The sequence below is a fragment of the Pandoraea sp. E26 genome (assembly GCF_000681415.1).
GTDB classification, from domain to species: Bacteria; Pseudomonadota; Gammaproteobacteria; order Burkholderiales; family Burkholderiaceae; genus Pandoraea; species Pandoraea pnomenusa.
The window spans coordinates 185,681-199,849 of record NZ_AYXJ01000006.1 but is presented as its reverse complement, the minus strand read 5'-3'; the positions used below and the strand labels follow the sequence as shown (position 1 = coordinate 199,849).

Genomic DNA, 14,169 nt, shown 5'->3' with positions numbered 1-14,169 from the left:
TGAGACAGATGGAGTTATCGCAAAGCTATTCGGAGGCCTCGTGGCTGCGTCGTCGCAGCATCGGCGACTGGCTGTTCGCGCTGGCGCTGGCGCTGGGCGCGGGCTTTGCCCTCAACCGCTACGGCCACTACATGGATTACTACGAGCACACGATTCTGGTGCTCGCGGTGCCGACGTTCGCGGCGCTCGGGTGGCACTGGCGCGCCGTGCGGTGGTTGATGGCGGGCATCGCCATCCTCGCGCTGTCGGGCATCGGGATGTATCACCATGAGCTGGCGCGCGCGGATCAGGCGTTCTTCCTCAAGTACTTCCTCTCGAGCCAGTCCGCCATCCTGTGGATGAGCGCCCTGTTCTTCCTGTCGACACTGTTCTACTGGGGCGGGCTCCTCGCGCGCTCGCCGTTCGGTGCGAGTGTCGGTTCGGCGCTGTGCTGGTCGGCCGTGCTGCTCGGTTTTACCGGCATGATGGTTCGCTGGTACGAGTCGTATCTCGTCGGGGCGGACATCGGTCACATTCCCATTTCGAACCTTTACGAAGTGTTCGTGCTGTTCTGCCTGATCACGGCGTTGTTCTACCTGTATTACGAGCATCGCTACGAAACCCGTTCGCTTGGCCCGTTCGTGTTGCTGGTGATCAGTGCGGCGGTAGGTTTCAACCTCTGGTACAGCGTGGCGCGCAGCGCCTACGAAATTCAGCCGTTGGTGCCGGCCTTGCAGAGCTGGTGGATGAAGATCCACGTGCCGGCCAACTTCATTGGCTACGGCACCTTTGCGCTCGCCGCCATGGTGGCCGTGGCGTACCTGCTTAAGTCGGGCGAGAACAAGCGTCTGGCGGCGGCCGGTAAGCCGCTCGACAGCGGGTTCTTCTCGTCGCGACTGCCGTCGCTCGAACTGCTCGACGACGTGATGTACAAGGCGATTGCCGTCGGTTTCGCCTTCTTCACGATCGCAACGATCCTCGGCGCGCTGTGGGCCGCCGATGCTTGGGGCGGTTACTGGAGCTGGGACCCGAAGGAAACCTGGGCCCTTATCGTCTGGCTGAACTATGCGGCGTGGCTGCACATGCGTTTGATGAAGGGGCTGCGTGGTGTGGTGGCCGCCTGGTGGTCGCTGACCGGTCTGCTGATCACGACGTTTGCCTTCCTCGGCGTGAACATGTTCCTCTCGGGACTGCACAGCTACGGTCAGCTCTGAGTCACCCAAGCCGGGCGGGGGCGATCGGGTCGTCCCGCGCCCCTCGGAAAGCCGCCGCGCGTTCTTGCCGGCGGCTTTTCTCATGACGCAATGTGATCGTACGCAGTGGCTTATGATTGCCGCATGTGGCATGGCGAACGCGAGGAACATCGCGCCTGCGCCATCTGTCTCAAGCTGCATAGGCGGACCGGAACACTGCGCCATGTGGACAAGAGGTCGCGCTGCCGTTTCTTTTGGCGAAACGAGGTGCGCGTCAGGAGAGAGTCATCATGAGTACGCATCAACGCAAACTTCGCGGGGTGGACATCCCGGCGAGCAGCATCACGCCACGTGAGGCCGCCACAGGGCGGCGGCGCTTCCTTCAGGCGTCCGGCGTGGGGTTGACCGGTTGGGGAACTGCCGCGGCGCTTGGCATGCTGGCGCAAACCGACGCGCTGGCGGCAGACAGTCCAGGCACCGGTCTGGCCAGACTGAGTGCCACGCGTAACACGCGTTATGTCGTGACCGACAAGCCGACCGACATCAAGGACGTCACCACCTACAACAACTTCTACGAGTTCGGCACGGACAAGTCCGATCCTGCGCGGCACGCCGGCACACTCAAGCCGCGTCCGTGGCAGATCGCGATCGAAGGCGAGGTCAGGCAGCCGAGGGTGTACGACATCGACGCGCTGCTCAAGCTCGCCCCGCTCGAAGAGCGCGTCTACCGCCATCGCTGTGTGGAGGGATGGTCGATGGTGATCCCCTGGATCGGTTATTCGCTCTCGGCGCTCATCAAACAGGTGCAGCCGACCGGCAATGCCCGGTACGTGGAATTCGTCACCCTGGCCGATCCGAAGCAGATGCCGGGGTTGTCGTACCCGGTGCTGAGCTGGCCGTATGTGGAAGGGCTGCGCATGGACGAGGCGATGCACCCGCTCGCCCTGCTGACGTTCGGCTTGTACGGAGAGGTGTTGCCGAACCAGAACGGCGCACCGGTGCGCATGGTTGTACCGTGGAAATACGGTTTCAAGAGCGCGAAGTCCATCGTGAAAATCCGCTTCGTGGAAAAGATGCCGCTCACCAGCTGGAATCGCGCCGCACCCGATGAGTATGGTTTCTATTCCAACGTCAACCCCGATGTGGATCACCCGCGCTGGAGCCAGGCGACGGAGCGTCGCATTGGCGAGGGCGGTATCTTCACGCCTAAGCGCAAGACGCTGATGTTCAACGGGTATGGCGAACAGGTTGCCAGCCTGTACCAGGGCATGGACCTGCGGAAATTCTTCTGATCGCTTCCCACCTTTCGAGTCGACGCGACGTGTCAGGCACTCCCTCCAAGCCCGGCGACGCCTCCCACGCTCCCCGCGCCGGCGTCGCGACTGGCCGCCGCTCGCGTACCGTGCAGCGCGGGTCGCCATGGATCAAGGTCCTGGTGTTCGCGTTGGCGCTTGCGCCGCTGCTGCGGCTCGTCGTCTACGGCCTGACGGATCGATTGGGGGCGAATCCGGTGGAGTTCATTACCCGCTCGACCGGCACCTGGACGCTCGTCCTGCTATGCGTGACGCTGGCAGTGTCGCCGGTGCGGCGCCTGTCGTCGCGCCTGGCATGGCTGCTGCGGTGCCGTCGGATGCTGGGGCTGTTCGCCTTTTTCTATGCAGCGCTGCACTTCACGACGTACTTCTGGCTGGACCAGTGGTTCGACTGGAGCGGTATTCTGCGCGATGTCTCGGGCAAGCGGCCGTTCATTACGGTGGGATTTGCCGCGTTCGTGCTGATGGTGCCGCTCGCGCTGACATCGCCGCATGCGATGGTGCGATGGCTCGGCGGGCGGCGCTGGCAGCGTCTGCACCGTCTGATCTACGTGATCGCCGTGCTGGCGATCCTGCACTATTGGTGGATGAAGGCGGGCAAGAACGATCTTGCCCAGCCGGCGATCTATGCGATCGTGGTGGCGGGCCTGCTGGGCGCACGTCTGGTGGGGTTCGGGCGCCGCGGGGCGTCCCGGGCAGCGCAAACGGACTGAGCGCGGGCAGGCCAGTCCGTGCGCGCGAACTCAGGCGTTGCCGGGCAGCAGCCGTTCGCCCGCGAACAGCGATTCGATCGTCTCGCGTTCGCGCACGAGATAGGCTTCGATGCCGTCGACCATCACTTCGGCGGCGCGCGGACGCGTGTTGTAGTTCGAGCTCATCGTGAAGCCGTAGGCGCCAGCCGAACGAATCGCGAGCAAATCGCCCGGAGCAATGGCCAGGGTGCGATCGCGGCCGAGCCAATCGCCGCTTTCGCAAACCGGACCCACGACGTCATAGGTCGCCCCGTCAGCCGACCGTCGCGTGACCGGATCGATTCCGTGATAGGCCTCGTACATCGCCGGGCGTGCGAGATCGTTCATCGCCGCGTCGACGATGGCGAAGTTCTTCGTCTCGCCGTGCTTGAGAAACTCCACTTTCGTGAGCAACACACCGGCATTGCCCACGAGCGAGCGACCCGGTTCGAAGAGCACCTGGCGATGACCGTGGCCGCGCTTCGCGATGTGGTCGAGAACGGTGGTCGCGAATGCCGTGATGTCCGGCGGCGTTTCGTCGGTATAGGTGATGCCCAGCCCCCCGCCCACGTCGATGTGGTGCAGCGAGATGCCCGCCGCTTCGAGCCTCTCGACCAGATCGAGCACCTTGTCGGTGGCATCGAGATACGGTGAGATTTCCGTGATCTGAGAGCCGATGTGGCAATCGATCCCGACGACTTCGAGATGCGGCATGGCTGCGGCGGCACGATAGGCGTCGAAGGCTTCTTCGTAGGCAACGCCGAATTTGTTGCCGCGCAGGCCAGTCGAGATATAAGGATGTGTCTTCGCGTCGACATTCGGATTCACGCGCAGCGACACGCGGGCGCGCTTGCCGACTTGCCCCGCCACCTCGTTGAGACGGTCCAGTTCCGGGCGCGACTCCACGTTGAAGCAGAACACGTCCTTCTCCAGTGCGTAGCGCATCTCGTCCGCATGCTTGCCCACGCCCGAGAAGACGGTGCGCTTCGGGTCGCCGCCGGCGGCGATCACGCGGGCGAGTTCGCCCGCCGAAACAATATCGAATCCCGCGCCGAGTTTCGCAAATACGCCGAGCACCGCCAGGTTCGAATTGGCCTTCGCGGCGTAATGCACCGAGGCATTCCGGCCTTCGCAAGCTTTGGTGTAGGCCTGATAGGCGTTCGTCAGAGCCGCCTTCGAGTAGACGTAGAGCGGTGTGCCGAAACGCTCTGCGAGCGCGGGCAGGGCGACGCCCTCTGCATGGAGAACGTCGTCGCGGTAGGAGAAGATGGCGTCGGACATCGCGGATACTCGGTAGTCAAAGGGTTCGCCGCCCAAGCGGCGTGGGGGGCGGTCGCGGCAGATATCGGGGCAGCGATCGGTTTTCGCATGCCCGCCGCCGCTGGCCGGCGCCGGGTGACGCCGGCGCATGCCTGCCAGTTTATTCGGGTTTGGCTGCCGGGATCGAAGCCGCCGGCGGTACCTCGACCGACGGTCCGCGCTGGGGCTCTGGCACGCGCACCGGTGGGGGCAGTGGCGCGCCCGGGGGCGGTGTCGGTTTCACCGGACGTGCGGGCATATACAGCGGCCCGGCCTGGCCGCAGCCGGCCAACACGCTCGAAAGGGCAATCGACGCTACAATCGCGCAGGTTCGAATAGGTGCAGTCATGGGGGTATCGCCGCGTGGTGCGGCATGCAAACGATGACGCAAACCGTGGAGTTTAGCATGACGGAAAGTGAATTCCTGGCGCTCGCCGAGGCAGTGCTGACGCAGGTGGAGGCCGCTGTGGAAGACGGCGACGTGGACATCGACTGCGAGCGCTCGGGCAACGTGCTGACGCTCGAATTTCAGGATCGCAGCAAAATCATCGTCAATTTGCAAACGCCGATGAGCGAGATCTGGGTTGCCGCGCGCTCGGGCGGCTTCCATTTCCGATTGAAAGGTGACGAGTGGCGCGATACGCGCGACGACACCGAGTTGTTCGAGGCGCTCTCGCGCTTTGCAACGCAGCAGGCGGGCGAGACGGTGACGTTGAAGGCCGACTGACGTAGCCATCGCGGCGCAGTGCCCCGGATCCACCGGGGTACTGCGCCGCAAAGCGGTCCCGGGCACACCGGGAACCACGGAATCGCACAGGCCCGTCAGGGCTTGCTGTTGAACATGTCCAGAATACGCTGACGTTCCTGCCGGTCCACCGGTGCCGGCGCGGGTGACGGGCCCGGTTGCGCCGGCATCTGGCCAGGCAGCGCGCCTGTCGACGGGCCCGGTGCGGCCGCCCCGTCCGGCGTGGTATCTGCGCTCAGGCCCACCGTGCTGACGGCGCGACCCGGCGGGTAGTCGTCGTAAAAGTAATCCCCGTTGGCCTGAATGACGCCGGACGGCATGGTGCGCGTCGACTCCTGCACCCCTCGCAGCGCCTTCGACATGTAGTTGATCCAGATCGGCAATGCCAGGCCACCGCCCGTTTCGCGATCGCCCAGGTTGCGCGGCTGATCGAAGCCAATCCAAGCCACGCCCACCAATTGGGATTGATAGCCTGCGAACCAGGCATCGTGCGAATCGTTCGTCGTTCCGGTCTTGCCTGCCAGGTCGCTGCGCTTGAGCACGTTGGTCTTGGCTGCCGTGCCTCGCGTAGCCACGTCGTGGAGCATCGAGTTCATGATGAATGCGTTGCGCGCGGGAATCGCCCGGATCGTCTCGTCACCCGCCGTCGCCGGCTTTTCTTCCATGATGACGTTACCCTTCGAGTCCGTGATGCGCGCCACAATGAACGGATTCACACGGAAGCCGCCGTTGGCGAACACGGCATACGCGCTTGCCATCTGGAGCGGCGTGACCATGCCGGCGCCCAGCGCCATCGGCAGATAGGCCGGATGCTTGTCGGCCTCGAAGCCGAATCGGCCGATGAATTTCTGTGCGTAGGCCGGGGTGATGCTCTGCAGAATCCGGATCGACACGAGGTTGCGAGAGCGCATCAGCGCCACGCGCATCGGCATCGGGCCTTCGAATCCACCGCCGTAGTTCTTCGGCTCCCACGGCTGCCCGCCGGTCTGTGCCGCCGTGAAATACAGCGGGCCGTCGTTGATGATCGTGGCGGGTGCAAATCCCTTTTCGAGCGCAGCGGAGTAGATGAACGGCTTGAAGCTCGACCCCGGCTGACGCCACGCCTGCGTCACGTGATTGAATTTGTTGCGATTGAAGTCGAACCCGCCGACGAGCGATCGGATGGCGCCGTTTTGCGGATCGAGCGACACGAACGCGGCCTCGATGTCCGGCATCTGCACGATGCGCCAGTTGTCCTTCTCGTCCTTCGTCACGCGGATCACCGAGCCACGGCGAATCTTCTGCTTCGGCTGTGCCTTGGCGCTCAGGCCCGCCGCCGCAAACCGGAGGCCGTCGCCGGTCACGGTCACGTCGTCGCCGTTCAGGAGCACGGCCTTGACCTGTTGCGGCGACGCGGACAGCACCACGGCCGCCACCATGTCCCCGCTGTCAGGGTGCTCGACGAGCGTGTCGTCGATCAATTGCTCGCGCTCGTCCTGATCGTCGGGCAGGTCGATATTGGCTTCGGGGCCACGGTAGCCATGGCGAAGCTCGTAGGCCATCACCCCTGCGCGCAGCGCCTCGTAGGCCGCTTCCTGATCGGCGGAGTTGATCGTGGTGTAGACGTTGAAGCCGCGCGTATAGATCTCGTCCTTGAACTGGGCGTAGAGCAGTTGCCGGACCATTTCGGCGACGTATCCCGCATGGACGCTGAACTCGCTGCCCAGGCCTCGCACCACGAGTTCCTGCGCAATCGCCTGGTCGTACTCGTCCTTCGAGATGTACCCGAGGTCAAACATCCGCTTCAGGATGTATTCCTGACGCACGCGTGCGCGCTTGTAGTTGACGATCGGGTTGTACGCCGACGGGGCTTTCGGCAGGCCGGCGAGCATGGCGGCCTCGGCCAGCGTGATGTCCTTGAGGTCCTTGCCGAAGTAGACGCGCGCAGCGCTGGCGAAACCGTACGCGCGCTCGCCCAGATAGATCTGATTCATGTACAGCTCGAGAATCTGATCCTTGGTCAGCCGCGACTCGATCTTGTAGGCGAGCAGGGCCTCGTAAATCTTGCGCGTGTAGGTTTTTTCGCTCGACAGGAAGAAGTTGCGCGCGACCTGCATCGTGATCGTGCTGGCACCCTGGGAGGAGCCGCCACGGGCGAAATTGGCCACGCCCGCGCGGAAGATGCCGATGAAGTCGACCCCGCCGTGTTGGTAGAAGCGGTCGTCCTCGATGGCGAGCACGGCCTTCTTCATGACGTCGGGAATGTCGGCGAAGCGCACGAGATTGCGGCGCTCCTCGCCGAACTCGCCGATCTGGATTTCGTCGGCGGTGTAGATGCGCAGCGGAATCTTCGGCCGGTAGTCGACGATGGTGTCGAGCGACGGCAACTGCGGCGTCATCACCACCAGGATGTACCCCGCGAGCAGCGCGCCACATACGACCATCGCGGCGATCAGGCCAACGAACCAAAGCGCGAGGCGCAGCCAGAGGGAGCGGCGCGGTTTGGGCGGGCGCTTGTCGCGGGGTGTCTCGGTTTGGGGTGTGCTTGCCATGGGGGAACTGGAAAAAACGATTGGCTGATTATAACGAACGCCCCGTGACTCCCTCCGGCACGGGACCGAAATCGGAGTTCGAGCCTAACGGGCGTCGGACTCGTCCGACCAAAAAGCGGCACGAATTCCGAAAGCGCCGGGAAGGGGGCACGTCGCCCGGTGGATTCGGACGCGTCCGATTGGCCCCCCTTTCGGTGCTCGATAGGATCGATTCCATCGACAAGCCGGAAGGAGGGAGGAAATCATGATCAAAGCGGTCCTGCAGGGGGTTTGCCGGATGGGAAAGTCCCTGGCGGCGTCGCTGCCACGCCGTACGGGCGGCGGTTGCGGTGTCCACTTTGACGCGGACGGTGTGCATTTCGTTCGCCTGACCCGCATACCGGGCCCGGCCCGGTTGCAAGTGGACGCCCACGGGGCAGCCATGCTCGAGGACGGCATGTTGCGCGGGGCGGCGCTCGCCAAGCCGGAAGCGGTGGCGCGCCGTCTCGGGGAGCTGCTGGAACGCCTCGGGATGACGGCGCAGGCGATGTGCGACGACGTTGTTGTCACGGCGTTGCCCACCCATGGACTCAGAACGCAGGTCGTCGACTGTCCGGACGGATTGCCGCCACGCGCCTTTCAAGCCTGGTGCGAGCGCAGGGCGGCGCTGCTGCTTCCGGGGGACGGCGATCCGGACCTGCGTAGCCGCGTTGGCGTCACGTGGGCGGAGCCGGGCAGTCATCGACTTCGCCTGTATGCCTGCGACGCCGAGCTGGCCGATGACCGCGTCGCTGTCCTGGAAATGGCCGGATTGCGGGTCCACGCGATCGACGCCGCGCATGAAGCGGGTCGTCGGGCGTTCCGCTGGGCGAGGCCGCCCGACGAGGACGCCACGGCATCAGGTCGCCGCGATGTTCCTGTTGCGTTGTTGCAAGTCGATTCGCAGGCACTCGATTTTTCCGCCTTCGACGGGCAGGTCTGCGTCGCACATGCGCAGGAACGATTCGACGGCGCGGGCGGATCTGCCGATGCGCTGGCCGGGGTCGCCAGGCGCGTTTGGGCAAAACTTCCAGTCGCGCCCGGCATGATGTACCTGGTGACAAGCGGCGCCAGCCCGGCGGCGCTCGTGGCGATCTGCGATGCGCTTGCCGCGGCGTGCGGCGTGCCGGTGCGTCCGTTCGACCCGCTTCGACGATTCGGCGGCGCGGCGACGGGCGACCCCAGGCGGCCGACGTTCGCTCAACGCACCGCGCTCGCCGTGCCCTGTGGTCTGGCATTGCGTGCCATGACCATGCAGGGGGTGCCATGCGATTGAAGACGACACTGGTGCCGCTCGATTTCCTTCCGACCCTGGCGCAACGCCGCCGCCGGGAATTTCGACGGCAATGGCGGTGCTGGGCGGGTGTGGCCGCGTGCGGCGCACTCACCGCACTGGCGCCGATCCTGCACGAGCGCTATCGCTCGACAGCGGCTCGGGCGCAACTGATGGCGATGCGCTCGGCGTCCGAGGCGCTGCGCGGAGAGTCGGCGGCGTTCGATATGACCTCGCGGACACTGGCGACGATGGCGGCGCATCGCCGGGCCGCCGTGACGTTGATCGAGCGACGCGAACCAGTGGCGCGTCGGTTGCTCGACGTGATGCTCGCTTGCGCCGACGGCGTGCGTCTGACGGTGGTGAAGACCGGGGACGGACAACTGCGCGTCGAGGGTTATGCGACCACGCAATCGCGCGTGCGCGAGACGCAGAAGCGTCTGAGAACCCTGGCATGGGTCCGCAAGGTCGTGGAGTTGGAGTCGAGCGTTGTGCCGCACAGTGTGACGCGTCAGTGGGCGGGGGCAACGAATGACGTGGCCATGCCGAATATTCGCCGATTCGCGTTGCGACTCGACCTGAAGCCGATGTCGACGACGGGTTCGTCGGCTATCGACATGGACGCGATCTCACGCGAGGAGGTACCGGATGCACGGTGATTCGAGTCCGCCCGACGATGTGCGGGACATCTTCCATGAGACGAGGGATCGATGGCGCGCGCGCTGGCACGCCTGGATGTCGGTGCCGCCGGCCGAGTGGCCGCGCGCGGTGCGCTGGGGACTCGCCGGGGCCGCGTGGGCAATCGGGTTGGCGCTCGCGTGGTCGGTCTGGTGGCTGGTCGGACTGCCGGCCCGCGCGACGTTGCAGAAGGACCTGGCCGTCGCGCAACAGACGCTCGATCGTGCCAATGAGGCGGCGCGTCGCTTGCCGATATTGATGCAGACGCTACGCGATGCACAGGCGCAAGCTGCGGCATGGCGGCGTTTGCTGCCGGCGGCGGGCGCCGGGCAGACATCCAGCGGGGCGGCGTCACACGGCGAAGATGATGTGCCCGCGCCGAGCGACGATCCACCGTCGGGATGGCGCGCCGATCTCGAGAGACTTCTCGCGCGGTACGGGTTGACGTTGACCTCGGCCAGACCGGGCCCCTCCGCGTCGAAGGGCGAGATCGAGCTGGAGCGAGCCGAAATGCGCGTTCAGGGCGAGGTGGCGCATTTACTCCGCTGGCTGGCCGAGATTGACCAGATGCCACGCCACCTTGCCGTCGAGCGGTTCTCGTTGGAGGGCGCGGGTATGGGGGCGTCGAGCGAGGCGCCGTCGACGTTGGCGATCACGGTAGCCGCCTACCGCTGGCGCCGGCCTGCCGAGCTTGCTCCCCGAGCCGGCGAGCAGGCATTGCCCGCACTTCCCGAACCGCCGCCGCCATGGCAGATGCCGCATGACACGGTTGACGTCTTTCGCACCCCGCTCACCCGCCACGCCGCGCAGGACGCGGTCACGATGGCGGCGTCCGGGCCGGTGGCCCCGGCCGCAACCCCTGTAGGCGCGATGCGAGCGGGATCGCGACGCGTGGTGTTGCGGCAAACGTCCGCGGCGCGACTCACGGCGACGTGGAGTGACGTATCCCCACCGCACGGCAAAGGCGCACGCGTGGAAGGAGGAGGTGTTACGCAGCGAGAAGACGCGGCAGATGTCGACGTGACGCTCCACGGCGTGCCGGCGACCGACGCATTGCGGGCATTCGCACGTCTGACGGGGCGCAGCATCGTGATCGGAGAGCACATTGCAGGTCGTATCGACATGGAAGTGCGGGGAGTGACCGCGGAGACGGCATTCGACGTGATGGTCCGCAGCGCCGGACTGGGCGTGCAATCGGTGAACGGCGTGGACTGGATCGCGCCGCGTGCCGATCTGCTGGCCGACGAACAGACGCGACTGGAAGCGGCGTCCAAGCGCGAGGCCCTGCTCCCCCTGGCGAGCCGCCGCTTCGTTCTGAACTATCCGAGAGCGCTGGCGCTTCGCGAAATCATCCTGGGAGAGAAAGACAGCAAGGGGCAACGTCTGCTGTCGCCGCGAGGCAGCCTGATCGCCGACCCTCGGACCAACCAGTTGTTCGTGACCGACCTGCCGGAGAAACTCGAAGCGCTGGCGTCGTTCATCGCGCGGATCGATGTGCCGGTCAGGCAAGTGCTGATCGAGGCGCGAATCGTCGAGGCCGACGATCGGTTCAGCGAATCGCTCGGTGTCCGGCTGGCCGCACGCGACGGCGGCGCTGACGGCAACGCTCGCGGCAAGGCGGCGAAATCGGGCGACGCATCGGGAACTTCGCGCGATGCCGACGGCGGCCAGGGGCGCCGCGGCGACACTGGCGCGGACGACCGCTTCCGGGGCAGCGGCGTCGACATCGGGCTACCCGCGGCGGCACTGGCGGGGGTCGTGCCGCCAAGCCTGGCGATAACACTGTTTGGCCGGTCGGCGACCCGCTTTCTGCAACTGGAGCTCTCGGCGCTGGAAACGTCCGGTCGCGGACGCGTTGTGTCACGCCCGAGAATCGTGACCGCCGACAAGATTCAGGCGGTCATCGAGCAAGGCACGGAATTGCCCTATCAAACCCGCGGCGGCCGGCGAAGCGCCGCGTCGATCCAGTTCCGCAAAGCGACGCTGCGTCTGGAGGTCACGCCCCTGATTACGCCGGACGGTCAGGTAATTCTGGATGTCGACGTGCGCAAGGATAGTGTGGGCCAGCAGGTTGCCGAGGGATTTGCCGTGGATACCCGGCACGTCAAGACCCAGGTGCAGGTCGAGAATGGGGGAACCGTCGCGATCGGCGGCATCTATCAGGAGGAGCGCCGGGACCGTCGCGCCAGCGTGCCATGGTTGGGCGACGTGCCGCTGCTGGGGGCCTTGTTCCGCAATCGATCCAACGAAGACCGGCGCACGGAATTGCTGGTGTTTCTTACGCCAAGCGTGGTGCCGCGCGGTGTGCCGGACGAGGCTCGGGCCACGCCAACGCTGGAGCCCGCGCCAAACCGAGCGGCGGCGGGAGCCGCACCTGGGCCGGCGACGACGCCATCGTCCCCGTCGCGGGATGACCTGCCGGCAGGGCACCGTCGCCTCACTGGTGCGCTCTTCGAGGCGACGCGTTCCGCACGCCCGACGCATATCCCGGTATTATCGGGGGTTGGAACCCAAATATCAGCGATTTATGCTGGAAAACGTAATACTTGTCGGACTGATGGGGGCGGGCAAGACCACGGTTGGGCGCGCAGTGGCACGACGTCTGGGACGGCAGTTCTATGACTCCGACCACGAGATCGAAGCGCGCACGGGCGTGCGCATTCCGGTCATCTTCGAGCACGAAGGCGAAGACGGTTTTCGTCAGCGCGAAGCCCAGACCATCGACGAACTCACCCAACGCAACGGTATCGTACTCGCCACTGGCGGGGGGGCCGTGCTGCGCGCGGAAAATCGCGAGCACATCAAGTCGCGCGGTACGGTCGTTTATTTGCGGGCAAATCCGCACGATCTCTGGCTGCGGACCCGACGTGACAAGAACCGGCCGTTGCTGCAGACGGCGGATCCGCGCGCGCGCCTCGAGCAACTGTTTCAGGAGCGCGATGCGCTTTATCGCGAGTGCGCCACCTTCGTCATCGAAACCGGTCGGCCGAGCGTCAATGCCCTCGTCAATATGGTGTTGATGCAACTGGAGATGGCAGGGATCGTGCCGAATCCTCCCGAGATCTCGCAAACGGCGCACGAGGTGCAGGGCGCCGGGCAAGTCGCGGCAGCAGGCTCGGCGGACACGGCGGACACGGCGGCAAAAGCCGCGAGCCCGGCGGGCGAAGTGCACGATCCGGCGCATCCCACCGGTCACGACGGCGTTGGGAATACGCCCTTGCCACCGTCGCGTGATACCTTCTCCCGCTAGGAAACGCCAATAGGCCAACAGGCGCGGCTCGACGTCGATGCCGCGCGGCAACGCTGAACATGACAACAAGCGGCATGATTACCCTCAAACTGGATCTGGGCGAGCGCGGTTACCCCATTCACATTGGCACCGACCTGCTTTCGCAAGAGGCGCTGTTCGCGCCGCACGTGCGTGGCACGCACGCCGTGATCGTCACGAATACGACCGTGGCGCCGCTCTACGCCGAGCGCGTCGCACAGACCTTGCAACGTCTCGGCAAGCGTGTGGTCACGGCGGTCCTGCCCGATGGCGAAAAGCACAAGAACTGGCAAACACTCAACCTGATCTTCGACGAACTCCTCGGTGCCCAAGCGGATCGCAAGGCTACGCTGATCGCCCTGGGCGGCGGCGTCGTGGGCGACATGACAGGGTTTGCCGCCGCTTGCTATATGCGTGGGGTGCCATTCGTTCAGGTGCCGACGACATTGCTGTCGCAGGTCGACTCGTCGGTCGGCGGCAAGACCGGCATCAATCATCCGCTGGGCAAGAACATGATCGGCGCCTTCTGGCAGCCCAGCGCCGTGCTGGCGGACATCGGCACGCTCTCCACGCTGCCGGATCGCGAACTCGCCGCCGGCATGGCGGAAGTGATCAAACACGGCGCGATTGCCGACGAAAAGTACTTCGACTGGATCGAAGCGAACATTGACGCACTGAATACCCGCGACACCGACGCACTCATCCACGCGGTGCAACGTTCCTGCGAGATCAAGGCTCGGGTGGTGGCGAGCGACGAGCGTGAGCAAGGACTGCGCGCCACGCTGAACTTCGGCCATACGTTCGGTCACGCCATCGAAGCCGGCCTGGGCTATGGCGAGTGGTTGCATGGCGAAGCCGTGGGCTGCGGTATGGTCATGGGTGCCGACCTGTCGGCCCGGTTGGGTTTCATCGACGAAGCGCTCGTGGCTCGCATCAAGGCGCTGGTGGCGGCGGCCAGGTTGCCGGTCACCGGCCCGAACCTCGGGGAAGACCGCTATATCGAGCTGATGCGCGTCGACAAGAAGGCCGAAGGTGGCGATATTCGATTCGTATTGCTCAACCGGCTGGGGCAGGCGTTCATGACGACGGCGCCCGAGGCCGACCTGCGCGCGACGCTGCGCGCCAACGTCTGACGAAGGAG

The 14,169-nt window shown here is 65.4% G+C and carries 11 protein-coding genes and 1 pseudogene; 9 read left to right on the top strand and 3 right to left on the bottom strand.

The features are described from left to right. The first annotated feature begins 8 nt into the window (after positions 1–8). From ccsB to W930_RS0103825, 3 genes are all read left to right on the top strand, one after another. Positions 9–1,193, top strand: a complete 1,185-nt coding sequence (ccsB, locus tag W930_RS0103835; RefSeq protein ID WP_023593845.1) for a c-type cytochrome biogenesis protein CcsB — start codon at positions 9–11, stop codon at positions 1,191–1,193. Positions 1,194–1,462: 269 nt separating this feature from the next. Next, positions 1,463–2,464 (top strand): protein-methionine-sulfoxide reductase catalytic subunit MsrP, encoded by a 1,002-nt coding sequence (msrP, locus tag W930_RS0103830; protein WP_023872495.1) that lies wholly within the window; start codon positions 1,463–1,465, stop codon positions 2,462–2,464. Between the two features lie 29 nt (positions 2,465–2,493). Then, positions 2,494–3,198, top strand: coding sequence for a sulfite oxidase heme-binding subunit YedZ (locus W930_RS0103825; protein ID WP_023593847.1), 705 nt, complete (start codon positions 2,494–2,496; stop codon positions 3,196–3,198). 30 nt (positions 3,199–3,228) lie between these two features. Here the strand turns inward: W930_RS0103825 and lysA are convergent, their stop codons facing one another. Continuing rightward, on the bottom strand, positions 3,229–4,497 hold the full coding sequence (gene lysA / locus W930_RS0103820; RefSeq protein WP_023593848.1) for a diaminopimelate decarboxylase: 1,269 nt from the start codon (positions 4,495–4,497) through the stop codon (positions 3,229–3,231). A 139-nt stretch (positions 4,498–4,636) separates the two neighbouring features. Next, a complete protein-coding gene (locus W930_RS31110; protein ID WP_072619126.1) occupies positions 4,637–4,864 on the bottom strand; it encodes a lipoprotein in 228 nt (75 codons plus the stop codon). Between the two features lie 57 nt (positions 4,865–4,921). On the opposite strand from W930_RS31110, the gene cyaY reads away from it, so the two are divergent. After that, on the top strand, positions 4,922–5,242 hold the full coding sequence (gene cyaY, locus W930_RS0103815; protein ID WP_023593849.1) for an iron donor protein CyaY: 321 nt from the start codon (positions 4,922–4,924) through the stop codon (positions 5,240–5,242). Between the two features lie 95 nt (positions 5,243–5,337). Here cyaY and W930_RS0103810 read toward each other — a convergent pair whose 3' ends face one another. Beyond that, positions 5,338–7,791 carry a penicillin-binding protein 1A gene (locus tag W930_RS0103810; protein ID WP_023872493.1) on the bottom strand — a complete coding sequence of 818 codons (2,454 nt, stop codon included), beginning with the start codon at positions 7,789–7,791 and terminating at the stop codon, positions 5,338–5,340. A gap of 244 nt (positions 7,792–8,035) precedes the next feature. On the opposite strand from W930_RS0103810, the gene pilM reads away from it, so the two are divergent. The 5 genes and pseudogenes from pilM (at position 8,036) to aroB (ending at position 14,161) form a co-directional block, all read left to right on the top strand. Continuing rightward, the gene (gene pilM / locus W930_RS25985; protein ID WP_036655695.1) at positions 8,036–9,085 is read left to right on the top strand and encodes a type IV pilus biogenesis protein PilM; all 1,050 of its coding nucleotides are present in this window, start codon (positions 8,036–8,038) and stop codon (positions 9,083–9,085) included. Next, positions 9,076–9,741: a hypothetical protein gene (locus tag W930_RS0103800; RefSeq protein ID WP_023593852.1), complete on the top strand. Its 666-nt coding sequence runs from the start codon at positions 9,076–9,078 to the stop codon at positions 9,739–9,741. Before pilM ends, W930_RS0103800 begins: the two co-directional genes overlap by 10 nt. Continuing rightward, positions 9,731–12,382, top strand: coding sequence for a type IV pilus secretin PilQ (pilQ, locus tag W930_RS29010; protein WP_023872491.1), 2,652 nt, complete (start codon positions 9,731–9,733; stop codon positions 12,380–12,382). Before W930_RS0103800 ends, pilQ begins: the two co-directional genes overlap by 11 nt. Beyond that, positions 12,288–12,815: pseudogene (locus W930_RS25975) on the top strand (shikimate kinase); the annotation flags it as partial. The gene pilQ and the pseudogene W930_RS25975, both read left to right, overlap by 95 nt. Before the next feature lie 269 nt (positions 12,816–13,084). After that, positions 13,085–14,161: a 3-dehydroquinate synthase gene (gene aroB / locus W930_RS0103785; protein ID WP_023593855.1), complete on the top strand. Its 1,077-nt coding sequence runs from the start codon at positions 13,085–13,087 to the stop codon at positions 14,159–14,161. Positions 14,162–14,169 lie beyond the last annotated feature (8 nt).